This is a genomic window from Rhizorhabdus sp. (assembly GCF_018006725.1).
Lineage (GTDB): Bacteria > Pseudomonadota > Alphaproteobacteria > Sphingomonadales > Sphingomonadaceae > Rhizorhabdus.
The window spans coordinates 1-26,447 of record NZ_JAGMXV010000043.1 but is presented as its reverse complement, the minus strand read 5'-3'; the positions used below and the strand labels follow the sequence as shown (position 1 = coordinate 26,447).

Genomic DNA, 26,447 nt, shown 5'->3' with positions numbered 1-26,447 from the left:
GGCGCGGTCCAGTCGGTGGTGATGGAAGTCGGTAACGGCACCGCGACGCTTCCCGCCGCCAATTTCAGCGGTTCGGGCAATGTGCTGCTGTCGGCAATGACCAGGAACGAGGTCAAGCAGACCGCACGTCAGCAGAACAAGTCGACGACCCCGTCGAAGAACTAGAAACGACGGGAGCGGGGCGGCCCCCCTCTCGCTCCCGCCGCTATCGGAACCCGTCTGACGGGCCCGAGGAGGCCGTGTCGTCTGGAGGCGACACGGCCTTTCCGTCGATCCCGATCAGATCGACAGGATAAGATCGAAATAAAAGACCTTGGAATCACCCGTTGCCGGTGCATTCGGGGCATTCTTCAGCAGCGAGGATTTCGCCAGCCAGGCGGCTCCGCTGTCAATCTGCAGGCGCTCTGGCACGATCCAGTAGCGGACGCGGGTTTCGACCTGATAGCCGCCGAAGCGCCCCGACCGACCCTGTGCATCGACGACGCCGGTCTGCGAGAAACTGTCGCGACGGCTCTCGGCCCAGGCGGCGCGCGCCATGACGAAAGCATCCCAGGTCTTGCTGGGCGTGATGTCGACGCGGACACCGGGCGACACGATGTTAGCACGGCCGAGCGGACCATAGAGGCTGGTCGGGCCGAATTCGAAACGGCGCGCGCCATACAGCGTATCGAACCGGCCGAACTTGCCGGGCTTGCGCTTGTCGCCCGAGGCGACATCCATGTGCAGCGACAGGCGCGGCTTGAGCTTGGTGGCGAAGCCATAGCCGAACTCGGCATGGGCGAACCAGGCGTCGACATCGAGATCGGTCCGGTCGGCGACCGCCGTGGTCCGGCGCACCTTGCCAAGCTGATAGGCGGCTTCGACGTCATGATCCCACTTGCCTTTAGCGGGCTTGCGGAAGGCACGCGCGCCTACCGTCCAGAGGCGGCGATTCTTGGTCAGTCGACCGGGGCTGTCCTTCTCGATGAGTCCGAAGCCATAGGTCTCGACCACGCCGCCAAGCATCTTCGGCACGGTCAGATGCGCGCCGAAGAACTGGAGGTCGGTGGTTTCCTGATCCCACTCTACGCCATCATTGCGGATGCCGTTGGCATCCTCTGGAAGGCGGATCTGCGGCATGGACCACAAGAGCTGGAGCTTGGAGTTGCCTGTGGTGGTCCAGTCGGCAAGGACCCCGGTATAGGCGTTGGTATTGTTCCGATAACGCTGGCGAGAAACAAGGCGCCGCGATCCGATATCGAGGGTGAAGCGACCGGCCATGACCTTGCCATGGCCGCTCTTGGCGCCCTTGCTCTGATCGCCGAGCTTGACGCCGACATAGGCCTGGATCAATTCGAGCGCATTCACTTCGCCGGTTCCGGCACTCGACAACCGGTCCTGACCATAGGTCCGCGCATCCCAGATTTCGCCGCCCAGAAAGACGTCGCCGCCATCATATTCGGCGGCGAGCGTCGTCTTGAGCGACAGCATCTCGTCGCTGTTCGCGCGACCGCGCCGGAACTGGCCGTCAAAAGCCTCGAATCGCGTACGCATGCCCGCAGTGATGGTCAGATTGTCCGGGGCGCCCAGTGCGGTCGCCAGCGGGCCTCGCTCGGCAGCGGCGGGGGTAGCAGCGAGGGCGAGCAACAGGGCCGGCGGCAGGAAGCGGAAGGTCGTCAATTCATGGTTCCCGGTCAGATAAAGCTGCTTCTGACCTAATCGAGAAAGATTAACCACCGCTCTCCACCATGCCATGGCATGGCTCTTGCCGCTAAGACTTTGGTATAGCTCGTTTTAGCCTATCGCAGCGGTTCGCGTGCGCGCCGCAGGATCACATAGAGCGCCCCGGCGCCCCCGTGGCGCGGATGCGCATTGCGCACGGCAGCGATCCGGCTCGCGTGGCGCGAGCTCTCCAACCACTGACCGATCGATGCCCGGATGAGGCCACGGCGCGGCCGGCCATCCCATTCCCTGTCGCTCTGCTTTGGCGGCTTGCCGGTGATCACCAACAAGACCCGCACCCCCTCGGCGATCGACTGATCCAGAATGCGATCGAGCAAGCGCTGTGCGCTGTCGAGTGTGTGGCCGTGCAGATCGACGGTCCAGTCGGGGTCGGTGACGCCCCGCCGCAGGCGGCGATCCCATCCGCCATCAAGCGTATCGGCGAGTGGCTTCTGATGCGTCAGCGGGGTGGAGGCTGGCACCCGCAGGGGCGGTATGCGGCCACGTTGTGCACGCGGTACGTGGGCTTCGGCAGATGCGGCAACAGGCGGGCCCGGGACGGCCTTGCTCTGCGCCTTCGGCGTGCGTCCGGACAGCGGCTTTACGGTTGCGGTGACGCGCTGCCAGAGCGCGGCTTCGTCAGGATCGAGCCGCCTGCTCACGCCGGTCCGCCAGACGGGCCGCCGCGACGCGCGGGATGAGCAGCCATGCCTGGCCGCGCCCGCTCATCCCGCCCGCTATTATACGGGCCTGGTCTCCAGCGCCCCAGAAAGTGTCGAACCGGTTGGCGCCCTTGATCGCGCCGCCGGTGTCCTGCGCAACCCATAGGCCGTTCGCCTCGGGCCGGTCGAGTTGCAGGATAACGGGGGCACCGAGCGGCACGAAGGCGGGATCCGCAGCGACGGTGACGCGGCCCGTCACGGCGACGTTCATCGCGCCGATAGGTCCCGGACCGGTAAGCTCGCGGAAGAAGACCCAGCTCTTGTTCTCGCGCATGATCGCGCGGCCTTCCTCGGGGTTGGCGCGCAGCCAGGCCATCACGCCCTGCATCGAAAGCTGCCCCGGCCCGAGCAGACCCCGGTCGCGCATCAGCTTGCCGATGCCGACATAGTCGCGCCCATTCTGTCCGTCATAGCCGATGCGCATGACCGATCCGTCCGGCAGCCGAAGGCGACCTGAGCCCTGGACCTGGAGGAAGAAGAATTCGACCGGGTCGGCCGCCCAGCCGATCTCCAGCGCCTTCCCGCTCAGCGCGCCATCCTCGATTGCCCCGCGATCGGGATAGGGCACCAGCTTGCCGCCCTGCACGCGACCCCGAATCTTCTTGCCCTTCATGTCGGGGAAGAAGTCTCCCAGATCACCTTCGATCAGATCGGACGGTCGCTTGTAGACCGGTACATCATATCCAGGCTGCTGCGTGCGCGATCCGGCAATTTCGGGCTCATAATAGCCGGTGGCATAAGCCTTGCCTCCACCGACCTGAATCACGCTCAGCTGATTGGCGAAAAAGGAGCCGGCGTCATTGTCGGGCCAGCCGGCAGCGCGCGCGCAAGGCTCGCTCCAGTCGCCCGACTGGGTCAGGCCACTCTGGTCGCTCCGCCGCTGCAATGCAGGACAGGAAAGCCGGAACGCCACCAGCGCAGCCCGAGCTGCGTCGGCGTTGATCCCGAAACTGGCGAAGGCCGGACCGGGGAGCAGCCCGCTCTCGACCGCCGTTCGCGGCGCCGATGGCGTGGGCGATCCGGTGGAAGGCGCCGGGGTCGGTCGCGACGCCGGCTCGCCAGCCGGCGGGACCGGCTGGGTGGGAACATGCGGCTTGGGAACGACGGTACAGGCCGACAGCGCGGCCAGCGCGGAGAGGCCCGCGACGAGGCGGCGGATCACGCGGCCTCGTCGGTTTCGACCAGCATCCAGTTCGGGTCGTCGGCGCGGACATGCCGGCTGAACGTCCAGACATCATGCGTCGGCACCGCGTCCGACAGAGATCCGGCGAGCACATTGCCTTCCGCATCGCGTGTCACGGCGGCGATGTCGGCATCGAACCGGACGGTGACATGCGCCATCTGTCCGTTCATGCGCGCCTGCTCGATCACGGCATTCTCGATGGAGACGAGCCGATTGTCGAGCGTCTCGCCGGCAGCCTTGCGCTCTTCGATCGCGGCGGAGAAAGCATCGAACACGTCATCTTCGACCAGCCGGCGCAGCGTGTCGACATCGCCGCGCCAATAGGCTTCGAGAATCATCCGATAGGCCGAACGTGCGCCTTCGAGAAACTGCGCCGGATCGAAGCTGCCATCGGTGGCCTGAATTGCGCGCACACCCGCTTCGGCGCGCGGCTCCACCGCAGCCGGACGGACCGCAGGAGCGGACGACAGGTTGTCTGGAAGCGACCGGCCAGCCCCGATCGGCGCGGGAGCAGCCTCGGCGGGCCGGGCGATGGTCTGCTCGTGCCCCGTACGACGGCCGAGCACGCTCCACAGGCGGAACGCCACGAAGAGGAACACCATCGCTAAAATGACAATCGTCGTCACCGGGCCTCCAATACGCTGCCAGAACGCACAACATAGGGACAAAGGGTCCAAGTTTCAAATGACTCGGCCCCGCTGACCTTTCGGGTAGCGGACAGGCGCTCGCGACCGCCGGCGGCCGGGGCAACCGCGCCATTGCCCGCCTTCGCCCTGCCTGCTAGGCGCGAAGCGCATTGCCGGACGCGGGCGGCCCGTGCTCCGGCTCAACGAACCTATGGAAAGACTTGCAATGAGCGAAGAGACGGGCGCCACCGAAATGCTGGGCAATGGCCAGGACAATCTGCCGCAGGTCGCGCTGATCGCCCAATATGTGAAGGACCTGTCGTTCGAAAATCCGAGCGCCCCGGGCATCTATCAGGCGCCCGAACAGCCGCAGATCGACGTGCAGTTCAACATCGGCTCGCAGCTGGCGGGCGAGGACGTGTACGAAGTCGCGCTCAAGATCGAGATCAAGGCGACCCAGGGCGAACTCACCTCCTATGTCGTCGACCTCGTCTATGCGGGCCTGTTCGGCATCCGCAACGTGCCGGAAGAGCATATCCCGGTCTTCCTGTTCGCCGAGGCCCCCCGTCTGCTCTTCCCCTTCGCCCGCCGTGTCGCCGCCGATGCGATTCGCGACGGCAATTTCCCCTCGCTGGTGCTCGAGCCGATCGATTTCGGCGCGCTGTACATGCAGCAGGCCCAGCAGCAGCAGGAACTGGCCGAAACCCAGCCGGCCGGGGAAGCCTGAAACCGGAATGGACCCGTCTGACCGCCCTTCCCGCTCCGCCGGGAGAGGCGGTCGGAGGTTGATCGCATGAGCCTGCTCAAAGCCAGCGCGACCATCGGCGGGCTGACCCTGATCAGCCGCATCGCTGGGTTCGTCCGCGACATGCTGATGGCCCGCTTCGTCGGGGCCGGCTTCGCGTCCGACGCTTTTCTGATCGCCTGGCGGCTGCCGAATCTGTTTCGCGCGCTCTTCGCAGAGGGTGCCTTTTCGGCCGCCTTCGTGCCTATGTTCAACCGGACGGTGGCCGAAGCCGAAAAGGACAAGCCTGGCGAAGGTCTGGCGGTCGCGCTGCGCTTTGCCGAAGACGTGCTCTCGGTCCTGCTGCCCATCCTGATCGTCTTCACGATAATCATGATATTCGCCGCCGGGCCGATCGTGTGGACGATGACCGGCGGCTTTCCCGATGGCGGCCCCGAAAAGTTCGCGCTGGCGACCGAATATACGCGGATCACCTTTCCCTATCTGATGCTGATCTCGCTCGTGTCGCTGCTCGGCGGCATCCTCAATTCGCTCAACCGTTTCTGGGTCAACGCCACCGCACCGATCCTGCTCAACCTGTGCCTGATCGCGGGCTTGCTCTTCTTTCGCGGGCATAGCGACGTCGAGACCGCCCGGACCCAGGCGATCGCCGTCACGGTGTCGGGAGCCCTCCAGCTTGCCTGGCTGGTCCTCGCCTGCTGGCAGGCCGGCGTCCGGCTGCGCGTTCGCCTGCCCCGCCTGAGCCCGGAGGTGAAAAGGCTGCTAAAGCTGATCGGCCCTGCCGCGCTGGGCGCCGGCGCGGTGCAGTTCAACCTGCTGATCTCGACCACCCTTGCCGCGCGTTTCCTGCCCGAGGGGTCGGTCTCCTATCTCTATTATGCCGACCGGCTGAACCAGCTTCCGCTGGGCCTGATCGGCATCGGCGTCGGCACAGCCATGCTGCCCAGCCTGTCGCGGCAATTGGGAGGCGGCGACCGCCAGGCCGCGCTCGACACGCAGAACCGCGCGATCGAGCTGGTGCTGCTGCTCACCCTGCCGGCCACCGCCGCGCTGATGGTGTCGGCGACCCCGCTGATCCGCGCGCTGTTGCAGCACGGCGCCTTCACGCCCGCCGACACGATCGCCAGCGCGCGGGCGCTCGCGGCCTTCTCGCTGGGCCTGCCTGCTTATGTGCTGATCAAGGTGCTGACCCCCGGCTTCTATGCGCGCGCCGACACCAAGACGCCGGTGCGCATCGCGCTGGTCGCGATGCTGGTGAACCTCGTCCTCAACCTCGTCCTGATCTGGCCGCTCGCCCATGTCGGACTGGCGGTGTCCACCGCCGTCTCGGCCTGGGTGAATGCGGGGCTGCTCTATGTGACGCTGCGTCGGCGCGACCATTTCGCGGTCGACGACCGGCTGCGGCGCACCGGCATTCGACTGATCGCCGCCACGCTCGCAATGGCCGCCCTGCTGTTCTTCCTGAACCCGTGGATCGATCCCTGGACCGGCCGCAGCCTGCTCGAACGGACCGCCGCGCTCGGCGTGATGATAGTGGCCGCCGCACTCGTCTATTTCGGTCTGGTCTTCGGTCTGGGCGCCTATTCGGTCGCCACGCTGAAGGGGCAGTTGCGCCGCCGTCGCTAAGGTCGACGGGACGGCGCGCTTGACTCGGTCGGGCGTCGCCCCAATAGCCCGGCTATCATGACCCACAAGCGCACAGTCTCGGGCATCCAGCCCACCGGCAACCTCCACCTCGGCAACTATCTCGGCGCGATCAAGCGCTGGGTGCAGATGCAGGACGAGGGCGAATGCCTGTTCTTCCTGGCGGACCTGCACGCGATCACCGTGCACAACGACCCGGCGACTTTGGCCTCCAACATCCGCGAAATGGCGGCGGCACTGGTCGCGTGCGGCATTGATCCCGACAAGGCGATCCTGTTCCGCCAGCGCGACGTTCCCGCGCATGCCGAACTGTGCTGGCTGCTCAACGGCACCGCCCGCATCGGCTGGCTGAACCGCATGACGCAGTTCAAGGAAAAGTCCGGCAAGAACCGCGAGGGCGCCTCGATCGGCCTCTATGCCTATCCGGTACTGCAGGCGGCCGACGTGCTGCTCTATCAGGCAACCCATGTGCCGGTCGGCGAAGACCAGAAGCAGCATCTGGAACTGGCGCGCGACATCGCGACCAAGTTCAACACCGACTTCGCGGTCGAACTGTTCACTCTGCCCGAGCCCGTCATCGGCGGCCCGGCCGCGCGCGTCATGAGCCTGCGCGACGGATCGTCCAAGATGTCGAAATCCGACCCGTCGGACATGAGCCGCATCAACCTGACCGACGATGCCGAGACAATCATGTCGAAGGTGCGCAAGGCGAAAACCGATCCCGAGCCCCTGCCCGAGACGATCGAAGGGCTGGAAGGCCGGCCCGAGGCGCGCAACCTTGTCGGCATCTACGCCGCGATGACCGACACGACCCCGGCCGAGGTGCTGGCGCAGTTCGGCGGCCAGGGTTTCGGCGCGTTCAAGCCTGCGCTCGGCGAAATGCTCGTCGAGAGGCTGGGGCCGATCGCGGAGCGGCTGCGAGCATTGAAGGAAAATCCGGCCGAGGTCGACGCGATCCTTGCCAAGGGCGCCGAAAAGGCCCGCGCGCTGGCTGCTCCGACGCTCGCCAGTGCCTATCGGGCAATGGGGCTTTAAGCGATACGGGAGGGCACCCGGCCAAAGGGCGCCCTCCTTTTCCCGTCAGGCCTTTGCAGCCGCCTTCTTCGCCGGTGCCTTCTTCGCAGCGGGCTTCTTCTCCGCAGCCGCCTTGTTTGGCGCCGCCGCCTTTTTCGGCGCAGCCTTCTTTTTGCCCTTGGCCGGCGGCCCCTTGGCGGCCCGCGCGGCCAGCAGCTCGAGCGCCGTTTCCAGCGTCATTTCGTCGGGATTGGCGGTCTTCGGCAGCGTCGCATTGGTCTCGCCGTCGGTCACATAGGGACCGAATCGACCGGCCATCAGCTTGACCTCGGCATTGGTCACCGGGCTGGTGCCGAATTGCTTGAGCGGCTCGGCCTTGCCCCGCTGGCGACCGCCGCCGGCAGCGGCTTCGGCCAGCTTGACGACCGCGGCGTTCATGCCGGTCTCGAACACCTCGGCGGTCGAGGCGAGGCGCGCATATTTGCCATTATGCGCCAGATAGGGACCGAAGCGCCCGATCGAGGCGGTGATCGGCTCGCCCGTCTCCGGATGCGGGCCGATCAGACGCGGCAGCGACAGCAGCTTGAGCGCCCAGTCCATGTCGAGCGCATCGGTACCCACATCCTTCGGGATCGATGACCGCTTGGCATCCTTGCCGTCACCGAGCTGGATATAGGGGCCGAAGCGACCCGCGCGGCGAGAGACTTCCAGCCCGCTCTCGGGATCAGTGCCGAGCACGACGGGGCCGGCATCGGCACCGGCATCCGCCGCGCCCGCCTGGGCGAAGCGGCGCGTATATTTGCAATCGGGGTAGTTGGAGCAGGCGATGAAGGCCCCGAAGCGCCCGCCGCGCAGCGACAGGCGACCCGCCTCGCACACCGGGCATTGGCGCGGATCGCTTCCGTCCTCCTTCTCGGGAAACAGATAGGGCGCTAGGAACTCGTCCAGCGCGGCCGTCACCTCGGACGGCTTCTGCTCCATCACCTCTGCGGTCTTCGGCTTGAAGTCCTTCCAGAAGGCCTCCAGCACCGCCTGCCAGCCGGCGCGGCCACCCGAGACGTCGTCGAGGCTCTCCTCGAGATGCGCGGTATAGTCGTAGCTGACATAGCGATCGAAGAAGCGTTCGAGAAAGCTGGTGACCAGACGCCCGCTTTCGCTCGGCTGGAAGCGGTTCTTCTCGACCGTCACATATTCGCGGTCCTTGAGCGTCTGCAGGATCGAGGCATAGGTGGAGGGACGCCCGATACCGAGTTCCTCCATCTTCTTGACCAGGCTGGCTTCCGAAAAGCGCGGCGGCGGCTGGGTGAAGTGCTGCTCGGAATTGACCTTCTTCTTGGCGGGGGCATCGCCCTCCTTCATCCGGGGCAAGCGACGGCTCTCGTCGTCGGCCTCATCGTCGCGGCCTTCCTCGTAGAGCGCCAGATAGCCGGGGAAGAGGACGACCTGGCCGGTCGCGCGGATCGCGTGCTGGCCGGTACCGTCAGTCATGTCGACCGTGGTCCGCTCGAGCCGCGCCGACGCCATCTGGCTGGCGAGCGCGCGCTTGAAGATCAGGTCGTAGAGCCGACCATGGTCGCCGCTGCCGGCGCGGTCGCGCGAGAAGTCGGTCGGGCGGATCGCCTCATGCGCTTCCTGCGCGTTCTTGGCCTTGGCGGTGTACTGGCGCGGCTTGTCGGGGACATAGGAGGCGTCGTAGCGGTTGGCGATCGCGCCGCGAGCGGCGGTGATGGCGCTGCCGTCCATCTGCACGCCGTCGGTCCGCATATAGGTGATCGCGCCATCCTCGTAGAGCGCCTGCGCCAGACGCATCGTGTGGCTGGCGGAGAAGCCGAGTTTGCGGGCGGCCTCCTGCTGCAGGGTCGAGGTGGTGAAGGGTGGCGGCGGGTTGCGCGTCAGCGGCTTGGTCTCGACCGTGGCGACCGAGAAGCGCCCCGCCTCGACATCGGCCTTGGCAGCACCGGCATCCTTGCCGTTTCCGATCGTCAGACGATCGATCTTCTGCCCCTTCCAGCGCACGAGGCGCGCGATGAACGGAATGCCGTCATGCTCCATGTCGGCGGTGATCGACCAATATTCCTGGGGTCGGAACAGCTCGATCTCGCGTTCGCGATCGACCACGAGCCGCAGCGCCACAGACTGGACGCGTCCCGCCGACTTGGCGCCGGGCAGCTTGCGCCACAGCACCGGCGACAGGGTGAAGCCGACCAGATAATCAAGCGCGCGGCGTGCCCGATAGGCGTCGATCAGATCCTCGTCGAGTTCGCGCGGATTGGCCATCGCCTCGGTTACGGCGGGCTTCGTGATCGCGTTGAAGGTCACGCGCTGGACGGTCTTGGGCAGGGCCCGGCGCTTGCCGAGCACCTCCTTCACATGCCAGCTGATCGCCTCGCCCTCGCGATCGGGGTCGGTCGCGAGGATCAGGACATCGGCGTTCTTCGCCTCGTCGGCAATCGCCTTCAGCTGCCGTGTCTTGTCGGCATAAGCCTCCCATTCCATCTCGAAGCCATTGTCGGCATCGACCGAGCCATCCTTGGCCGGAAGATCGCGGACATGTCCGTAGGAGGCGAGGACGCGGTGACCCGGACCGAGATATTTTTCGATGGTCTTGGCCTTGGCGGGCGATTCTACGACGACGAGCTTCATGGCGATTACAGGCATTCCTTTTCGGAGCGCATAGGCCGGGGGCCTACGCACGCGTACACGTACGAAGGTGGCTAGACGCTTCGCCCCTCGTCAAGGGCGGGCATCCCGGAAATGTCACGCGGTCAGGCTGACCTTGCCCCCGGCATGGCGTTCAAGCCGGCCGGCCAGCTCGAGATCGAGCAGCACTGCCTGAACCGCAGGCGCCGGGGCGCCGCACAGGCGAATGAGTTCGTCGACCGGCAGCGGGACCGGGCCGAGCAGGCCCAGAATAGCGTCGCGATCCCCGTCGCCAACGTCCCGTGGGGGACTCGATGCGAACAGCGGCAGAGGTGGCACCGACACCCCGCCGATCGGCGAGAGCGACTCGACGATGTCGTCGGCCGACTGCACGAGCGTCGCACCTTCGCGGATCAGCAGGTTGCAGCCCTGCGCGCGCGGATCGAGCGGCGAGCCCGGCACCGCCATCACCTCGCGGCCGAACTCGCCGGCCAGACGCGCCGTGATCAGCGATCCAGACTTCGGCGCGGCTTCGACCACCACGGTCCCCTCGGCGAGGCCCGCTATGATCCGGTTGCGATGCGGGAAATGCCGCGCGCGCGGCTCTACCCCGGGCGGCTGTTCGGCGATCAGCAAACCGCGTTCTGCGATCTCCGCCTGAAGACGATCATTTTCGGGTGGATAGACGATGTCGATGCCTCCGGCGATGACCGCAGCGGTGCCGTGTTCGAGAGAACCGACATGCGCCGCCGTATCGATCCCCCGCGCCAGTCCGGAAACGACCAGCCAGCCTTTTACGGAAAGATCATGGGCGAGTTGCCGGGCAAAGCGCATCGCCGCACCGCTGGCATTGCGCGCGCCGACCATGGCCACCGCGCGCCGTTGAAGAAGTGCCGGATCGCCACGGATCACCAGCATGGCAGGCGCGCCATCGCAGCGATCGAGCCAGGCGGGGTAGAGAGGCTCACCACGAAAGATCTGCAGGGCGCCGATCCGCTCGACCTGCTCCATCTCTCGCTGGGCGGACGCCGCGTCGGCGATGGCCGGCATGGCACCGCCATTGCGCCGGACCAGATCGGGCAGCGCCTCGATCGCGGCACGCGCGGTGCCGAAACGGGCGATCAACTGGGCATGCGCGACCGGGCCGACGCGCGGCGTCCGGATCAGGCGGAGCCGGGCCAGCCGTTCGTCATGGTCGAACCCGCCGGACAGTTCAGCTGCTCCCGACCTTGGGCTCGGTACCGTCGAGCAGGCGGGCGATATTGCCGCGGTGCTTCCACACCACCAGCAGCGTCATGCCGAGCATCACCAGCACCGCATCAGACTGCCCGCCCACCGCAGCCGCGATCGGCGCCGCGACCGCACCCGAAAGACCGCCGACCGAGGACCGCCGGCTGACCGCAAGCATGGCGAGCCATACCAGCGCGAAGGCCAGACCTGCGGGCCACCAGATGGCGAGCGAGACGCCGAGCATCGTCGCCACGCCCTTGCCGCCGGCGAATTTCAGCCAGACCGGATAGAGATGCCCCAGAAAGGCCGCGCCACCGGCCCAAAGCGCCACATCGGGCTGGATCGCACCGGCGATCAGCACCGCCGCCGCGCCCTTGCCGCCGTCGAGCAACAGGGTCGCCGCCGCCAGCCCCTTGCGGCCGGTGCGCAGGACATTGGTGGCGCCGATATTGCCCGAGCCGATCTGGCGGAGATCACCGGCACCGCCCAGCCGCGTCAGCACGACTCCGAACGGGATGGAGCCGAGAAGATAGCCGCCCAACAGCAGCAAGAGGGTCGTCGTCGAAAACATGCAGTAACCCGTTCCCCAACATGGTTTGTGCGCAGCATAGTCAATGGGGGGGACGGCGCAACCGATGCGGCCGGCTCGCCACCCGTTGCGATAGCGGCCCGCGACCCTTAAGTGGAGCGCGATGGCCGACGAACGCCCGATCCTGATGTTCGATTCCGGGGTGGGCGGTCTGTCCGTGCTGGCCCCTACCCGCGCGCTCCTGCCGCAAGCTTCCTACGTCTACGTCGCCGACAATGGCGGCTTTCCCTATGGTATAAGGAGCGAAGCCGAAATCGCCGCGCGCGTCCCCGCGCTGCTCGGCCGGCTCGTGGAACGCTACCGCCCGCGTCTTGTGACGATTGCCTGCAACACCGCCTCCACCATCGCGCTCGCGGCAGTGCGATCGGCTCTCGACCTTCCGGTCGTCGGAACGGTTCCCGCGATCAAGCCGGCGGCGGAGCAGTCGCAGACCCGCGCCTTCGGCGTGCTCGGCACCGACGCAACCGTTCGCCAGCCTTATGTCGACGACCTTTCGGCCCGCTTTGCGTCGGACTGCCTGGTGCTGCGCCACGGGTCGGCGAAGCTGGTGCAACTGGCCGAGGCCAAGCTGCGCGGCGAGCCGACCGATCCCTCAGACTATCGGGCGGTGCTGTCCGGCTTGCTCGATCAGCCCGGCGGCGAGCGGATCGACACGGTCGTTCTGGCCTGCACCCATTTCCCGCTGGTCGCGGACGAACTCGCGGCCGCTTCACCACGCCTGCTGCGCTTCGTCGACGGCGGTCCCGGCATCGCCCGGCGCGTCGCGCATCTGACGGCGGATCAGGCCTGGCCCGACGCGCCTTCGGGCGAAGCGGTGTTCACCGCGCCGATCGAGCCGTCGACGGCGCTACGCTCGGCGCTGGCGGATCGGGGGCTCGACCATATCTCGATCCTGTGATCGAGAATGCGCGATTCTCTGATCGGGAATATTAGGAATTGTTCGCACTGGTATTTGCCCGCCCCTCGCCGTAAAAGGCAGCGTGTTTAGCCCTTTGGCGAAGGCCGGGGCGCTGGGGAGCAGGGCTCTTGGATTATCAGCGCGTATTCACCCAGGCGATCGACCGTCTGCATGCGGAAGGTCGCTACCGCGTTTTCATCGATATCCTGCGCAACAAGGGCATGTTCCCGAATGCGCGCTGCTTCGCGGGGCATAACGGACCGAAACCGGTCACCGTCTGGTGTTCGAACGACTATCTCGCCATGGGCCAGCATCCCAAGGTGATCTCGGCGATGGAAGAAGCGCTTCACGATGTCGGTGCCGGATCGGGCGGTACCCGCAACATCGGCGGCAACACCCATTATCACGTCGATCTCGAAGCCGAACTGGCCGACCTCCACGGCAAGGAAGGCGCGCTGCTCTTCACCTCGGGCTATGTCTCGAACGAAGCCACGCTGTCGACGCTGGCCAAGGTCCTGCCGGGCTGCATCATCTTCTCGGACGAACTCAACCACGCATCGATGATCGCGGGCATTCGCAATTCAGGCTGCGAGAAGCGGGTCTTCCGCCACAACGACCTCGCCCATCTCGAAGAACTGCTGGCCGCCGAAGATCCCGATGCGCCGAAGCTGATCGCTTTCGAGAGCGTCTATTCGATGGACGGCGACGTCGCCCCGCTCCACGCGATCTGCGACCTCGCCGACAAATATAACGCGCTGACCTATCTGGACGAAGTCCACGCCGTTGGCATGTACGGCCCGCGCGGCGGCGGCATCTCGGACCGCGACGAGGCAGCCAGCCGGATCACCGTGATCGAAGGCACGCTGGGCAAGGCGTTCGGCGTGATGGGTGGCTATATCGCCGCCGACCAGATGATCATCGACGTGATCCGCAGCTATGCGCCGGGGTTCATCTTCACGACGTCGCTGTCGCCGGTGCTCGTTGCCGGCGCCCTCGCCAGCGTCAAGCACCTCAAGGCGTCGTCCGAAGAGCGCGACGGCCAGCAGGCAGCGGCGGCAATGCTCAAAAAGCTGTTCGCCGACGCGGGCCTCCCGGTAATGCAGACCAGCACGCACATCGTGCCGCTGATGGTCGGTGACCCGGTCAAAGCGAAGAAGATTTCGGACATCCTCCTCGCCGAATATGGCGTCTATGTGCAGCCGATCAACTATCCGACCGTGCCGCGCGGTACCGAGCGGCTTCGCTTTACGCCTGGCCCGGCCCACAGCAAGGACATGATGCGGGAACTGACCCAGGCGCTCCTCGAGATCTGGGACCGGATGGAGATGCGGCTGGCGGCCTGAGCGGCGGTCCCCGCCTTTTCGTGGTTATCAGGCAGCGCGCAGCTGCGATACGAAGTGCTCGGTCACCCGTTGCAACTGCCGCGACTGATCGAGCAGATTTCCGGCAGCCCCGCGTACCTGACCCGACAATTGTCCCGCTTCACTGGCGACCGCCGCGACATGATTGACGCGGGCTGCCATTTCGTCGGCATCCTCGGCCGTATGGCGTGCGTTGGCCTCGAGCAGTTGCGCCGTGTCACGCTGTGCAGACAGCATCTCTCGAATGCTGGTCGCCGCGATGCTGAGATTTTCGACCACGTCGAGCACGTCTCCAAGCGAACTTTCCGCCACGCGCGCGCCGGCATGGACTCGGTCGATCAACGCACTGATTTCCTCGGTCGCGCGAGACGCCTGGGTGGCGAGGCTCTTGACCTCGGTCGCGACCACCGCAAATCCCTGCCCCGCCTCGCCCGCGCGTGCAGCCTCGATCGTCGCGTTCAGCGCGAGCAAATTGGTGTTCGACGCGATCGCCTGGATCTTGCCGGTGAACTCGCCGATGTCGGTCGCCCGCGCGGATAGGGAGCGGACCGCCTTGTCGCCGGTGGCTGAGTTGGCCCGCGCCCGCGCGCTCAACTGCGCCTGCTGGTCTACGCTGGCGGCAATGCCGGAAATCGAATGGGACAGATCGCCGACGCTCTGCGCGACGGTCCGGGCAGCGTCCGATGCCCGTGCGGCCTGGAGCGCCACAGCGGCACTTTGCTGACTGCTGTCATTGGCCAGATCGCTGAGTGCACCGGCGCCGGTTTCCAGCTGCAGCGCCGCCGCCCCCAGCGAAGTCACCACGCCATGGACCGACGATTCGAACTCGCCAGCCAGGGCGAACAGTTCCTGCCGCCTGGCTTCCTGCATCTCCTGCTCGCGCTCCTCGCGCCGCCGTCGCTCCGCTGCCGTACGCGAGTCCGCTGCCGCAACCGCCGCCAGTGCCCGCTCGGCTGCCTCCTGCGCCGCTCTCGCCTCCGTCGCAGCAGCTTCCGCTTCGCTTGCCAGCCGCTCGCTTTCGTGCCGCGCCTGCCCCTGGCGGATCAGCAGGTCGCCGAGTTGCATGCCGATATGGCTGAGCAGCGCGCATTGCAGGACGACCGCCGCGCCATGGACGAACACCCGCATCAGGTCGCCACCGCCGTAGAAGATCCATTGGGGCGCGACATAGTCTAGGATAAGGTGATGGACGGCGACCAGCCCGGAGGCGAGCACGATCGGACGCCAGTCACACAAGATGGTGAGACTGGCGAGCGCGACGAAGAAATACATGTGCATGTCCATCTGCCACTGATGGCCGGACAGGCTGTAGACGAGGATCGCCGGCTGCGCGGCAGCGAGCCCGCCGACTGTCATCCGGCTCCGAACGTCATGCTTGCCATGGAGAGCAGCGCGCATCGGCAGCAGGTTGAAGGCAGCCGAGATCAGGACAGCCATGGGCGAAGGCGTCAGAAGTCCGACGGCCATCGCCAGCGCCAGCAGCGCGGTAAAGGCAACGCCGCTCCAGCTGATCAGCCTCATCCCGCGCTGGCGGAGGACATCGAGTTCGACAATACGCATCGGATCTCCGGAAACAGCCGCCGAAGCCGCGAATCGCTTCACGCGCGACATCGGTCGGAAATCTCATGCTCATTCGTAGAATTACGGGGTTAGCGAATAGCTAACGATGCGATGAACCGACGAGGCTCAGCGATTCTTTGCGTCTCCCACGTCGCATATTGCCGCGGCCGCAGCTTTGGCCTATATCGCCGTCATCTCTCGACATTGGAAACTCTGCCGAGGCCGGATGCGAAAGCACCCGGCGCAATACCGGCTGCGTTTCGAACAGGAGCATGGATGGCGGACATCGCCGCACTGACGACGTTGATAGAACCCGAGGCGAAGGCCTTGGGACTCGAACTCGTGCGTGTCGCCTTTTTCGGCGGCAAAAGCGATCCTACGCTGCAGATCATGGCCGAGCGACCCGATACGCGACAGCTCGACATCTCCGACTGCGAGGCGCTTTCACGCCGCATTTCGGAAAAGTTCGACGAATTGGATCCGATCGAGGAAGCCTATCGTCTGGAAGTCAGCTCTCCCGGCATAGACCGTCCGCTGACCCGGGTGCAGGACTGGATCGACTGGGCCGGGTTCGATGCTCGCGTGAAGATGGCGTCGCCGCTCAACGGTCGCAAGCAGTTCGACGGGCGTATCATCGCCAGCGATGGCGACTCGGTTACGCTGGGTGTAAACAAACTGGGTGAGGTCGCGGTGCCGCTGGCGCAGATCGCCAGCGCGAAGCTGATCCTGACCGATGCTCTCATCAAGGCCACCGCACCGCTCTCCACCGAGGGTGCGGACAAGATTCAACTGGAAGGATAAGTCGTCATGGCCACCGCCATTTCCGCGAACCGGGCAGAGCTTCTCGCGATTGCCGATGCCGTCGCCCGGGAAAAGCTGATCGATCGCGAAATCGTGATCGAGGCGATGGAGGACGCGATCCAGCGCGCTGCCCGCGCACGCTATGGTGCCGAGAACGACATCCGCGCCAAGATCGATCCGAAGAGCGGCGACATGCGCCTGTGGCGCGTCGTCGAGGTGGTCGAGCAGGTCGACGATTTCTTCAAGCAGGTGTCGGTGCCTGACGCCCAGAAGCTGCAGAAGGGTGCGGCCATCGGCGACTTCATCGTCGACCCGCTGCCCCCGATCGAATTCGGCCGCATCGCCGCGCAGGCCGCGAAGCAGGTGATCTTCCAGAAGGTCCGCGACGCCGAGCGCGAGCGTCAATATGACGAGTTCAAGGACCGTGCCGGCGAGATCATCACCGGTGTCGTCAAGCGGGTCGAGTTCGGCCATGTGGTCGTCGACCTGGGCCGCGCCGAAGGCGTCATCCGCCGCGACCAGCAGATTCCGCGCGAAGTCGTCCGCGTCGGCGATCGCGTGCGCAGCCTGATCCTGAGCGTCCGTCGCGAAAATCGCGGCCCGCAGATCTTCCTGAGCCGCGCGCACCCCGACTTCATGAAGAAGCTGTTCGCGCAGGAAGTCCCGGAAATCTACGACGGCATCATCGAGATCAAGGCCGCCGCCCGCGATCCGGGCAGCCGCGCGAAGATCGGCGTGATCAGCCATGACGGTTCGATCGATCCGGTCGGTGCGTGCGTCGGCATGAAGGGCAGCCGCGTGCAGGCCGTCGTGCAGGAAATGCAGGGCGAGAAGATCGACATCATCCCCTGGTCGCCCGACACGGCAACCTTCGTCGTCAACGCGCTGCAGCCCGCCCAGGTCTCGCGCGTCGTCATCGACGAAGAGGAAGAGCGCATCGAGGTCGTCGTCCCCGACGATCAGCTGAGCCTCGCCATCGGTCGCCGCGGCCAGAATGTCCGTCTCGCCAGCCAGCTGACCGGCAAGGCGATCGACATCCTGACCGAGGCCGACGCCAGCGAGAAGCGCCAGAAGGAGTTCATCCAGAACTCCGAGATGTTCCAGAACGAGCTCGACGTCGACGAGACGCTCGCCCAGTTGCTCGTCGCCGAAGGCTTCGGCGCGCTGGAAGAGGTCGCCTATGTCGAACTCGACGAACTGGCCTCGATCGAGGGCTTCGACGAGGAGCTGGGCGCCGAGCTGCAGAGCCGCGCGCAGGAAGCGCTGGAGCGCCGCGAAGCCGCCGCCCGCGAAGAGCGCCGCGCGCTCGGCGTCGAGGATGCGCTGGCGGAACTGCCCTATCTGACCGAGGCGATGCTCGTCACGCTCGGCAAGGCGGGGATCAAGACACTCGACGATCTGGCCGATCTTGCGACCGACGAGCTCATCCAGAAGAAGCGCGCCGACCAGCGCCGCCGTCAGAACGACCGTGGTGATCGTGGTGGCGAGGAGGCCAATAAGGGTGGCGTTCTGGCCGAATATGGCCTGAGCGAGGATCAGGGCAACGAAATCATCATGGCCGCCCGCGCCCATTGGTTCACCGACGAGGCCTGATCGTCCATGCCCTTCGTCGACATCCGCATCGCCGGCACCGCCAGCCGCGCCCAGAAGGCCGCCATCGTCGCAGACGTGACGGCCAGCCTTGGCGCGCATCTCGGCAAGCCGGCGAGCGCGGTACAGGTGACAATCACCGAGGTGTCGACGGAGAATTACGGCGCAGGCGGCATTCTCATTGCCGATCGTCCGGCAAGTCCAGCGCAGGAGGTCGCTTCTGCGAATGGCCCACGATGACCATGCTCCGCTAATCGTCGAGACCGACGCTCCCCGCCGTTCAGGCGGGGGCGGAAAGGCCGCGCCCGAGCGCAAATGCATATTGTCCGGCGAACGCGATCCCCGCGCCAGCCTGATTCGGCTCGCCCTCTCGCCCGATGGCCTCGTCCTGCCCGACCTGCGCGCCAAGGCTCCGGGGCGCGGGGCCTGGATCGGTGTCGACCGGCCGACACTCGAGACCGCGCTCGCCAAGGGCAAGCTCAAGGGTGCGCTGTCGCGGGCGTTCAAGACCAGCGAGATCAGCATAGCGCCCGATCTTCCCGCGATGATCGAGGACGGCCTGCTGCGGACAGCGCTCGACCGATTGGGACTGGAAATGCGCTCCGGTGCGGTCCTCACCGGCAGCGACCGCATCGGCGAGGCCGCCCGGCGTGGCCAACTGACGCTGCTGCTCCATGCAGCGGACGCCTCGGAAGACGGTAACCGGAAACTCGACCAGGCCTTGCGCGTCGGCCTCGACGCCGAGGGCGAAGACCTGCGCGGGGTAGTAATTCCGGCGGATCGCACCATATTGTCGATGGCGCTTGGGCGCGACAATGTGGTACATATAGGTGTGACTGTGCCGGCGTCCGCCGCGCGCGTCGCAGACGCTTTGAGCCGCTGGTGCGGTTTCATTGGACGTTCGGAAAGCGCTACAGCCTTGCGGAAGCTATCCGCAGGGTCCATCCGCGCTACGGAATTTTGAAGTTCGAAGTGAAGGGTTCGGTTACCAGATGAGCGATAACGACAAGCCGAAACTGGGAATGCGCGCGCCGCTGGGCCTCAAGCGCACGGTGGAGACGGGTCAGGTGAAGCAGAGCTTCAGCCATGGTCGGTCGAACACCGTCGTGGTCGAGGTGAAGCGCCGCCGCGTACTCGGTCGGCCGGGCGAAGCCGAGCCCATCGTCGAGGAGGTGGCAGCTGCGCCGGCTCCCGCACCGCAGGCGCCCGCCCGGGCGCCCGCTGCGGAAACGCCTCCCCCGCCCCGTCCGGTCGCTCCACCGCCTGCCGCGCGCCCCGCGCCCGCGCCTATCACCCGCGCCATGACGCCGCTGGAACGCCGCGAAATGCAGGAGCGGCTGCTCCGTGAGGCCGAAGAGGCGCGCATGGCTGCGCTCGAGGAAACGCGCCGCCGCGAGGAGCGCGCCAAGGCCGAAGCGACCGAGGAAGAGCGTCGCCGCGCCGAGGAAAATCGCCGCGCCGAGGAGGAGGCCGAGAAGGCCGCCGCGCAGCCTGCGGTCGAGCCCGTCGCAGAACCGGCTTCGGCCCCTGCCGCTGTCGAGGAGCCGGCGGCTGCCGCTACTCCCGCGACCGCCGCACCCGCAGAGCGCCCTGCAAGCAGCGCGCCGCCGCCCCGCCGCTTCACCCCGGTCACCCCGGCCAAGCGTCTGGAGCCGCCACGTCCGCAGCAGCGCGACCGCAAGGGCGACGACCGCCGCCAGTCGGGCAAGCTGACCGTCACCCGCGCCCTCGACGACGACAGCGGAGCGCGCGCCCGTTCGCTCGCCGCGCTCAAGCGTGCGCGTGAAAAGGACAAGCGCGCCCACCAGGCCGGCACCGTCCAGCAGAAGCAGGTGCGCGACGTCGCCGTGCCCGAGACGATCACCGTCGGCGAACTGGCCAACCGTATGGCCGAGCGTGGCGCAGATCTGGTCAAGGCGCTGTTCAAGATGGGCATGCCCGTCACGGTGAACCAGTCGATCGACCAGGACACCGCCGAGCTGCTGGTCACCGAGTTCGGCCACAACATCAAGCGCGTGTCGGATTCCGACGTCGACCTCGTCACCTCCGACGACGTGGATTCGGCAGATACGCTGCAGCCGCGCCCGCCCGTCGTCACGATCATGGGCCATGTCGACCATGGCAAGACCAGCCTGCTCGACGCACTGCGCGGCACCGACGTCGCCTCGGGCGAAGCCGGCGGCATCACGCAGCACATCGGTGCCTATCAGGTGCAGGTGAAGAGCGGGAACAGGATCACCTTCCTCGACACGCCGGGTCACGAAGCGTTCAGCGACATGCGCGCTCGCGGTGCCAACATCACCGACATCGTGGTGATCGTGGTCGCCGGCGACGACGGTCTTCGCCCGCAGACGATCGAGGCGATCAGCCACACCCGCGCAGCGGGCGTGCCGATGATCATCGCAATCAACAAGATGGACAAGCCGGGCTCGAATCCGCAGCGCGTCCGCGAGGCGCTGCTGCAGCATGACGTGCAGGTAGAAAGCATGGGCGGCGACGTCCAGGAGGTCGAGGTCTCCGCGCTCAAGAAGACCGGTCTCGACGAACTGATCGACAAGATCGAGCTTCAGTCGGAACTGCTCGAACTCAAGGCCAATCCGGACCGTGCCGCAGAGGGTACGGTCGTCGAGGCGACCCTCGACAAGGGGCGCGGCGCCGTCGCCACGATTCTGGTCGGACGCGGCACGCTCAAGGTCGGCGACATCTTCGTCGTCGGTGCCGAGAGCGGCAAGGTCCGCGCGCTGATCGACGACAAGGGCCGCAATGTGAAGGAGGCGGGTCCGTCCCAGCCGGTCGAGGTTCTCGGCCTGTCGGGCGTACCCAGCGCCGGCGACCAGCTGTCGGTCGTCGAGAACGAAGCCCGCGCCCGCGAGGTCGCTGCCTATCGTGCCGGCGTCATCCAGCAGAAGCGCACCACGGCCGCTCCCGCCAGCCTGGAGTCGATGTTCTCGGCGCTGCGCGAACAGAAGGCCCAGCAGTATCCGGTCGTCGTCAAGGCCGATGCCCAGGGTTCGGTCGAAGCCATTGTCGGGTCGCTCAACAAGATCTCGACCGACCTCATCCAGGTGCGCATCCTGCACGCCGGGGTCGGCGGCATCACCGAGAGCGACGTCACCCTGGCGGCCGCCTCGCGCGCGCCGATCATCGGGTTCAACGTCCGCGCCAATGCAAAGGCCCGCGAGATCGCCACGCGCGACGGCGTCGCCCTCAAATATTATGACGTCATCTACGATCTTCTCGACGAGATCCGCGCCGCCATGGCCGGCCAGCTCGGTCCGGAATATCTGGAGCATGTCGTCGGCCGCGCCGAAATCCGCGAGGTCTTCTCGGCGGGCAAGCATGGCAAGGCCGCCGGTCTGTTGGTTCTGGAAGGTTATATCCGCCAGAAGCTGCGCGCCCGCATTCTTCGCGACGACGTCATCATCTACAACGGATCGATCTCGTCGCTGCGTCGCTTCAAGGACGACGTACCGGAAGTTCGCGCCGGTCTGGAATGCGGCATCACGCTGGAAGCCACGACCGACATCAAGCCGGGCGACATCGTCGAGACCTTCGAGGTCGAGGAACGCGCGCGGACGCTCTGACGAGCGTTTCGCCGCTGGACAATAAGCTCGGGGCCGGGCGTGGTCATGCCGCGTCCGGCCCTTTGCCTGAATCCTGCGGCGCCGCATTGCACGGAAAGGTTTACCTATGCGTCGCAACGAGACCCAAGAAGGCCGTTCTGTCCGCCTGCTCCGCGTCGGCGAGCAGGTGCGCCACGCGCTGTCCGAGATATTGATGCGCGGCGAGGTGCATGACGACACGCTGGCGCGGCACATGGTATCGGTCACCGAAGTGCGCATGTCGCCTGACCTGCGCCACGCCACCGTCTTCGTGAAGCCCCTGCTGGGAACCGACGAGGATGCCGTGATCAAGGCGCTCCGCACCAACACCGCTTTCCTGCAGAGCGAGGTCGCGCGCCGCGTGAACACGAAATATGCAGCCAAGCTGAAGTTCCTGGCCGACGAGAGCTTCGACGAAGGCAGCCATATCGACAGCCTTTTGCGCGCCCCCGCCGTCGCTCGCGATCTGGGCCGGGACGACGACCAAGACGACGACTGACGGCTAGATCGGCCGTTTATCGAGTCCCGCGCCGACGATTCAAGGCGCGCTGCTCGGCGGCATGGAGCAACCGTTCGAGATCGTCGATATTGACGTCCAGAATGTCGGGATAGTCGTCGATCGCTCCGAGCAGATCTTCGCGGCCGAACTCCAGCGGGCTATGGACCACGACGGGCGCCGCCGGTGCAACGTGCGGATAGCTATGTCCCGAGAAGCGATGGTAACACCAGGCGGTCAGGAACAGCATCGCGGTGCCGACCGCGACCGGCATCGCGACAAAGCCATAGCCGCTGGCCGCAACTGCCGGACCACCGAGTACCGCTGTCAGGGCGACCGCGCCTCCCGGCGGATGCAGGCAACGGAGCAACGCCATGGCGCAAATCGCCCCACCGACGGCCAGTCCCGCCGCCCACCAGGGATCGAGCCCCAGCCGCGCGACCGTGACCCCGACCAGCGCTGACAGGATATTGCCTCCGAACAGCGCCCAGGGCTGCGCAAGCGGGCTTGCCGGGACCGCGAAGACGAGGACCGCCGCCGCCCCCACGGGCGCGATCAGCAGTGGGCCATGGCCGGCACCGATCAGGCGGTGCAGCAGCCACGCAAAGGCTGCGATCCCGATGATGGCCCCCACGCCCGCCAGGGCACGATCATTGGTGGCCCGGTCCGCCGCGATGCGCGAGAGCGCCGCGCGGAGACGGGGCAATGGGGCGGAGGGTGTCTCTCCAGGAGCCAGGATGGTCATGCCCCGCCCTATTCACGCAAAGCGTGTCGGGTGCCAGCAAAGACTCTTTGCGCCGCCGCAATCCGCGCTACTGTCACCGCCGTTGGGGTTGGACGGTCCATGTGATTGCCGCACGGAACGGGCGCGCTAGGATGGGGACATGGCGAAGCTTTATTTCTATTATGCCGCGATGAACGCCGGCAAATCGGCAACCTTGCTGCAAGCCGATTTCAACTATCGCGAGCGCGGGATGCGGACCCTGTTGTTCACAGCCGCCTTCGACGACCGTTTCGAGCCGGGCAAGATCACCTCGCGGATCGGTCTGGCCGCCCATGCCACCGCAATCGACGAGGATACCGACCTGTTCGAGGAGGTCGCGATCGAGCTCGCGGAGAGCCCCGTACATGCAGTTCTGGTCGACGAGGCACAGTGGTTGACGCGCGCGCAGGTCTTTCAGCTTGCGGCGGTCTGCGACGAACTCAACATTCCCGTGGTCGCCTATGGCCTGCGCACCGACTTCCAGGCCAAACTCTTTCCCGGCAGCGCGGCGCTGCTCGCCATCGCCGACACGCTGGTCGAACTCAAGGCGATCTGTGCCTGCGGGCGCAAGGCGACGATGAATCTGCGGATCGACGCTGAAGGCTACCCCGTCAAGCAGGGCGAACAGATCGAGGTCGGTGGCAATGAACGTTATGTCGCCCTATGCCGCCGGCATTATGCCGAACAGATGGGCCTTCGCAGGGGTGCCCTGATCGACTGAAAGCAGAGCGTACGGATGCCGCAACGCATCAGACGGTGTCCCCGTCCGGCAGTCTCAGCAACGCCGTGGTCACGCGACCGGCAACCAGATCGAAGCTCCCGCCGAGTTGGCGGGCGAGCGCCTGGGCCAGCTTGAGACCAAGACTGTTCGTCTGCTCCAGACTAAAGCCCGTGGGAAGGCCTGCGCCGTCATCGGTCACGCGCAACTCCAACATCCCGTCGGCCGTCCGTTGCGCGCTGATCTCGACGCGCCCCTCGTCGCGGTCGCCAAAGCCATGCTCGAGCGCGTTGCTCACCGCTTCGGCGATGATCAGGGCCATCGGAACGGCCGCATCCGGCTCCAGTGCGAAATCGTCTTCGACGATCACCCGGCAGCATATCCCCGGCTTGCCGCTGGCATCGATGAGATCCGGGCCAAGCTGATCGAGGAAGTCGCGAATGTGCAGTTGATCGCCATGGGGGTCATAGAGCTGGCGGTGGATGCGTCCGATCAGGCCCAGCCGCCGCGCGGCCTCCTCGAGTGCAGCTCGCGCCGCTTCGTCGCTTACGCTCTTCTTCTGGAGCGCGATGAGCCCGCTGACGACCTGCAGATTGTTCGAGACGCGGTGTTGCAATTCGCGGAACAGAACCTCTCCCCGCTCGGCGAGCTTGCGACTCCGCTCGCGTTCAACCGCCAGCCGCCGGTTCATCCGCTGCAGCCAATCGATCAGAGCGACGTCGATCAGCACCACCAGCGCATAGAAAGCCATGGCGAACATGACCCCGCCGGAGAATTTGGCCGAAAAGGAGGGGGGAATGAAACAATACCAGGATGCGACCCCGCACAGCACGGCTGCGAGGATCCCCGGCCCTATGCCGAACAGAAAGGTCGACAGGATGACGCCGGGAAAGAAGGTGACGAAGGGATAGCCCGCCGGCATGACCGGGTCGGCGATCCAGCGAACAAAGAAGCATAGCGCGCATATTGCCAGGACGGAGGCATAGCGCAGCACCGGCCTGTTCCGGCCGAGTGGCAACCGTTCGAGAAAGGACGCAGTTTCGTCCTTCAAGGCCATTTCTCCGCCGAAATTTTCGCTGCTACCTACGCATAGTGACGGCTGGCGGGCAACAAGCTTCGCCGCAGCTATGGTTGTTGTCCATGGGCCAAAGAAAAAGGGGAGCCGCGAGGCCCCCCTCTTCCTTCTGGATCCGGCCGGACGATCAGTCGTCGTCGCGGGTCAGGAAAGCCGGGGCGAACTCGGGATCGCCGCCCTCGCTGCCACCTTCCGAACGTTCGCGGCGCGGGCCACGGTCGCGGCGCGGGCCGCGATCGCCACCTTCGCGGCGGCGGTCGCCGTCGCGACGCGGGCCACGATCGCCCCGGTCACCGCGATCGCTGCGCTCACCGCGCGGACGCTCCTCGCGGGGCGGACGCGTATCGGGCAGTTCCTCACCGGTTTCCTGGTCGACGACGCGCATCGACAGGCGGACCTTGCCGCGATTGTCGATCTCGAGGACCTTGACCTTGACTTCCTGACCTTCGGACAGAACGTCCGCGACCTTCTCGACCCGCTCGTTCTTGATCTCGGAGACGTGGACAAGACCGTCCTTGCCCCCCATGAAATTCACGAACGCGCCGAAATCGACGAGGTTGACGACCTTGCCGGTGTAGACCTTGCCCACTTCCGGCTCGGCGACGATGCCGATGATCCAGTTCTTGGCAGCTTCGATCTGGGCCGTGTCGGACGACGAGATCTTGACGGTGCCGTCATCGTCGATGTCGACCTTCGCGCCGGTGGTGGCGACGATCTCACGGATGATCTTGCCGCCGGTACCGATGATGTCGCGGATCTTGTCCTTGGGAACCGACATCGTCTCGATCCGCGGCGCATGCGCCGACAGCTCGGTCCGGGTGTGGTCGAGGGCCTTGGCCATCTCACCCAGAATGTGCGCGCGGCCTTCCTTGGCCTGGTGCAGCGCAGCGGTGAAGATTTCTTCGGTGATGCCGGCGATCTTGATGTCCATCTGCATCGTCGTGATGCCTTCGGACGTGCCTGCCACCTTGAAGTCCATGTCGCCGAGATGATCCTCGTCGCCCAGGATGTCGCTGAGAACCGCGAATTCCTTGCCTTCCAGGATCAAGCCCATGGCGATGCCCGAAACCGGCCGCTTGATCGGCACGCCGGCGTCCATCATCGCAAGGCTGCCGCCGCACACCGTCGCCATCGACGACGAGCCGTTCGACTCGGTGATGTCCGAGGTCAGACGGATGGTGTAGGGGAACTCTTCCTTGGTCGGCAGCACGCCGTGCAGCGCACGCCATGCCAGCTTGCCATGGCCAACTTCGCGACGGCCCGGCGCGCCGAAGCGACCGACTTCACCGACCGAGTAAGGCGGGAAGTTGTAGTGCAGCATGAAGTGCTCGTAACGAAGGCCGTTCAGGCCATCGATCATCTGCTCGGCGTCCTTGGTGCCGAGGGTGCAGGTCGAAATGCTCTGCGTCTCGCCACGGGTGAACAGTGCCGAACCATGGGCGCGCGGCAGGAAATGCGCTTCCGCGACGATCGGGCGGACCGTCTTGGT

At 66.0% G+C, this 26,447-nt stretch carries 23 protein-coding genes; 12 read left to right on the top strand and 11 right to left on the bottom strand.

Features of this window, described 5'->3' with window-relative positions:
* Positions 1-279 precede the first annotated feature (279 nt).
* From KAY22_RS08745 to KAY22_RS08730, 4 genes are all read right to left on the bottom strand, one after another.
* Positions 280-1,659, bottom strand: a complete 1,380-nt coding sequence (locus tag KAY22_RS08745) for an alginate export family protein (RefSeq protein WP_296622330.1) — start codon at positions 1,657-1,659, stop codon at positions 280-282.
* A gap of 119 nt (positions 1,660-1,778) precedes the next feature.
* A complete protein-coding gene (locus tag KAY22_RS08740) occupies positions 1,779-2,363 on the bottom strand; it encodes a Smr/MutS family protein (RefSeq protein WP_296622326.1) in 585 nt (194 codons plus the stop codon).
* Positions 2,341-3,585 carry an MltA domain-containing protein gene (locus tag KAY22_RS08735; RefSeq protein ID WP_296622323.1) on the bottom strand — a complete coding sequence of 415 codons (1,245 nt, stop codon included), beginning with the start codon at positions 3,583-3,585 and terminating at the stop codon, positions 2,341-2,343. Before KAY22_RS08735 ends, KAY22_RS08740 begins: the two co-directional genes overlap by 23 nt.
* A complete protein-coding gene (locus KAY22_RS08730; protein ID WP_296622320.1) occupies positions 3,582-4,232 on the bottom strand; it encodes a Tim44/TimA family putative adaptor protein in 651 nt (216 codons plus the stop codon). The genes KAY22_RS08735 and KAY22_RS08730 overlap by 4 nt, the downstream gene beginning before the upstream one ends.
* Before the next feature lie 226 nt (positions 4,233-4,458).
* Between KAY22_RS08730 and secB the strand changes: the two genes are divergently transcribed.
* The 3 genes from secB (at position 4,459) to trpS (ending at position 7,656) form a co-directional block, all read left to right on the top strand.
* Complete coding sequence (gene secB, locus KAY22_RS08725) at positions 4,459-4,959, top strand: protein-export chaperone SecB (RefSeq protein ID WP_296622318.1); 501 nt, start codon at positions 4,459-4,461, stop codon at positions 4,957-4,959.
* Between the two features lie 66 nt (positions 4,960-5,025).
* Positions 5,026-6,603: a murein biosynthesis integral membrane protein MurJ gene (gene murJ, locus KAY22_RS08720; RefSeq protein WP_296622316.1), complete on the top strand. Its 1,578-nt coding sequence runs from the start codon at positions 5,026-5,028 to the stop codon at positions 6,601-6,603.
* Between the two features lie 57 nt (positions 6,604-6,660).
* Positions 6,661-7,656: a tryptophan--tRNA ligase gene (gene trpS, locus KAY22_RS08715; RefSeq protein WP_296622313.1), complete on the top strand. Its 996-nt coding sequence runs from the start codon at positions 6,661-6,663 to the stop codon at positions 7,654-7,656.
* 45 nt (positions 7,657-7,701) lie between these two features.
* On the opposite strand, the gene topA is transcribed toward trpS, so the two are convergent.
* The 3 genes from topA to plsY all read right to left on the bottom strand — a co-directional run bounded on the left by topA (position 7,702) and on the right by plsY (position 12,076).
* Positions 7,702-10,278, bottom strand: coding sequence for a type I DNA topoisomerase (gene topA / locus KAY22_RS08710; protein WP_296622310.1), 2,577 nt, complete (start codon positions 10,276-10,278; stop codon positions 7,702-7,704).
* A 114-nt stretch (positions 10,279-10,392) separates the two neighbouring features.
* Positions 10,393-11,487, bottom strand: a complete 1,095-nt coding sequence (gene dprA, locus KAY22_RS08705) for a DNA-processing protein DprA (RefSeq protein WP_366514074.1) — start codon at positions 11,485-11,487, stop codon at positions 10,393-10,395.
* Position 11,488: 1 nt separating this feature from the next.
* Positions 11,489-12,076, bottom strand: a complete 588-nt coding sequence (gene plsY / locus KAY22_RS08700) for a glycerol-3-phosphate 1-O-acyltransferase PlsY (protein WP_296622307.1) — start codon at positions 12,074-12,076, stop codon at positions 11,489-11,491.
* A 121-nt stretch (positions 12,077-12,197) separates the two neighbouring features.
* Between plsY and murI the strand changes: the two genes are divergently transcribed.
* Together murI and hemA are read left to right on the top strand one after the other, a co-directional pair.
* Positions 12,198-12,992: a glutamate racemase gene (murI, locus tag KAY22_RS08695; protein ID WP_296622305.1), complete on the top strand. Its 795-nt coding sequence runs from the start codon at positions 12,198-12,200 to the stop codon at positions 12,990-12,992.
* A gap of 128 nt (positions 12,993-13,120) precedes the next feature.
* Entirely contained in the window at positions 13,121-14,335 is a 1,215-nt protein-coding gene (gene hemA, locus KAY22_RS08690) for a 5-aminolevulinate synthase (RefSeq protein ID WP_296622303.1), read from the top strand.
* 27 nt (positions 14,336-14,362) lie between these two features.
* On the opposite strand, the gene KAY22_RS08685 is transcribed toward hemA, so the two are convergent.
* Positions 14,363-15,913, bottom strand: a complete 1,551-nt coding sequence (locus tag KAY22_RS08685; protein WP_296622301.1) for a methyl-accepting chemotaxis protein — start codon at positions 15,911-15,913, stop codon at positions 14,363-14,365.
* Between the two features lie 276 nt (positions 15,914-16,189).
* Here KAY22_RS08685 and rimP point away from each other — a divergent pair, with 276 nt between their 5' ends.
* From rimP to rbfA, 6 genes are all read left to right on the top strand, one after another.
* Entirely contained in the window at positions 16,190-16,714 is a 525-nt protein-coding gene (rimP, locus tag KAY22_RS08680) for a ribosome maturation protein RimP (protein ID WP_296622299.1), read from the top strand.
* 6 nt (positions 16,715-16,720) lie between these two features.
* Entirely contained in the window at positions 16,721-18,307 is a 1,587-nt protein-coding gene (gene nusA / locus KAY22_RS08675) for a transcription termination factor NusA (protein WP_296622297.1), read from the top strand.
* Between the two features lie 6 nt (positions 18,308-18,313).
* Positions 18,314-18,544 carry a 4-oxalocrotonate tautomerase family protein gene (locus KAY22_RS08670; RefSeq protein WP_296622295.1) on the top strand — a complete coding sequence of 77 codons (231 nt, stop codon included), beginning with the start codon at positions 18,314-18,316 and terminating at the stop codon, positions 18,542-18,544.
* Positions 18,531-19,268, top strand: a complete 738-nt coding sequence (locus KAY22_RS08665) for a DUF448 domain-containing protein (protein ID WP_296622293.1) — start codon at positions 18,531-18,533, stop codon at positions 19,266-19,268. Before KAY22_RS08670 ends, KAY22_RS08665 begins: the two co-directional genes overlap by 14 nt.
* A gap of 28 nt (positions 19,269-19,296) precedes the next feature.
* A complete protein-coding gene (infB, locus tag KAY22_RS08660; RefSeq protein WP_296622291.1) occupies positions 19,297-21,888 on the top strand; it encodes a translation initiation factor IF-2 in 2,592 nt (863 codons plus the stop codon).
* Between the two features lie 106 nt (positions 21,889-21,994).
* Positions 21,995-22,405, top strand: coding sequence for a 30S ribosome-binding factor RbfA (gene rbfA, locus KAY22_RS08655; RefSeq protein ID WP_296622288.1), 411 nt, complete (start codon positions 21,995-21,997; stop codon positions 22,403-22,405).
* A gap of 16 nt (positions 22,406-22,421) precedes the next feature.
* On the opposite strand, the gene KAY22_RS08650 is transcribed toward rbfA, so the two are convergent.
* The gene (locus KAY22_RS08650; protein WP_296622286.1) at positions 22,422-23,147 is read right to left on the bottom strand and encodes an HPP family protein; all 726 of its coding nucleotides are present in this window, start codon (positions 23,145-23,147) and stop codon (positions 22,422-22,424) included.
* 139 nt (positions 23,148-23,286) lie between these two features.
* Here KAY22_RS08650 and KAY22_RS08645 point away from each other — a divergent pair, with 139 nt between their 5' ends.
* A complete protein-coding gene (locus KAY22_RS08645) occupies positions 23,287-23,886 on the top strand; it encodes a thymidine kinase (RefSeq protein ID WP_296622285.1) in 600 nt (199 codons plus the stop codon).
* Positions 23,887-23,914: 28 nt separating this feature from the next.
* Here KAY22_RS08645 and KAY22_RS08640 read toward each other — a convergent pair whose 3' ends face one another.
* Positions 23,915-24,940: a histidine kinase dimerization/phosphoacceptor domain -containing protein gene (locus KAY22_RS08640; RefSeq protein ID WP_296622283.1), complete on the bottom strand. Its 1,026-nt coding sequence runs from the start codon at positions 24,938-24,940 to the stop codon at positions 23,915-23,917.
* Positions 24,941-25,085: 145 nt separating this feature from the next.
* The coding region (pnp, locus tag KAY22_RS08635; RefSeq protein ID WP_296622281.1) for a polyribonucleotide nucleotidyltransferase at positions 25,086-26,447 on the bottom strand (1,362 nt) is incomplete at its 5' end.

Bases quoted from the DNA above. Each gene is read 5' to 3' on its own strand.
- trpS (WP_296622313.1), top strand. From the start codon at position 6,661: ATGACCCACAAGCGCACAGTCTCGGGCATCCAGCCCACCGGCAACCTC.
- KAY22_RS08650 (WP_296622286.1), bottom strand. From the start codon at position 23,147: ATGACCATCCTGGCTCCTGGAGAGACACCCTCCGCCCCATTGCCCCGT.
- plsY (WP_296622307.1), bottom strand. From the start codon at position 12,076: ATGTTTTCGACGACGACCCTCTTGCTGCTGTTGGGCGGCTATCTTCTC.
- secB (WP_296622318.1), top strand. From the start codon at position 4,459: ATGAGCGAAGAGACGGGCGCCACCGAAATGCTGGGCAATGGCCAGGAC.
- infB (WP_296622291.1), top strand. From the start codon at position 19,297: ATGAGCGATAACGACAAGCCGAAACTGGGAATGCGCGCGCCGCTGGGC.
- KAY22_RS08665 (WP_296622293.1), top strand. From the start codon at position 18,531: ATGGCCCACGATGACCATGCTCCGCTAATCGTCGAGACCGACGCTCCC.
- KAY22_RS08640 (WP_296622283.1), bottom strand. From the start codon at position 24,940: ATGGCCTTGAAGGACGAAACTGCGTCCTTTCTCGAACGGTTGCCACTC.
- topA (WP_296622310.1), bottom strand. From the start codon at position 10,278: ATGAAGCTCGTCGTCGTAGAATCGCCCGCCAAGGCCAAGACCATCGAA.
- murJ (WP_296622316.1), top strand. From the start codon at position 5,026: ATGAGCCTGCTCAAAGCCAGCGCGACCATCGGCGGGCTGACCCTGATC.
- KAY22_RS08670 (WP_296622295.1), top strand. From the start codon at position 18,314: ATGCCCTTCGTCGACATCCGCATCGCCGGCACCGCCAGCCGCGCCCAG.
- rimP (WP_296622299.1), top strand. From the start codon at position 16,190: ATGGCGGACATCGCCGCACTGACGACGTTGATAGAACCCGAGGCGAAG.
- KAY22_RS08685 (WP_296622301.1), bottom strand. From the start codon at position 15,913: ATGCGTATTGTCGAACTCGATGTCCTCCGCCAGCGCGGGATGAGGCTG.
- rbfA (WP_296622288.1), top strand. From the start codon at position 21,995: ATGCGTCGCAACGAGACCCAAGAAGGCCGTTCTGTCCGCCTGCTCCGC.
- nusA (WP_296622297.1), top strand. From the start codon at position 16,721: ATGGCCACCGCCATTTCCGCGAACCGGGCAGAGCTTCTCGCGATTGCC.
- KAY22_RS08645 (WP_296622285.1), top strand. From the start codon at position 23,287: ATGGCGAAGCTTTATTTCTATTATGCCGCGATGAACGCCGGCAAATCG.
- murI (WP_296622305.1), top strand. From the start codon at position 12,198: ATGGCCGACGAACGCCCGATCCTGATGTTCGATTCCGGGGTGGGCGGT.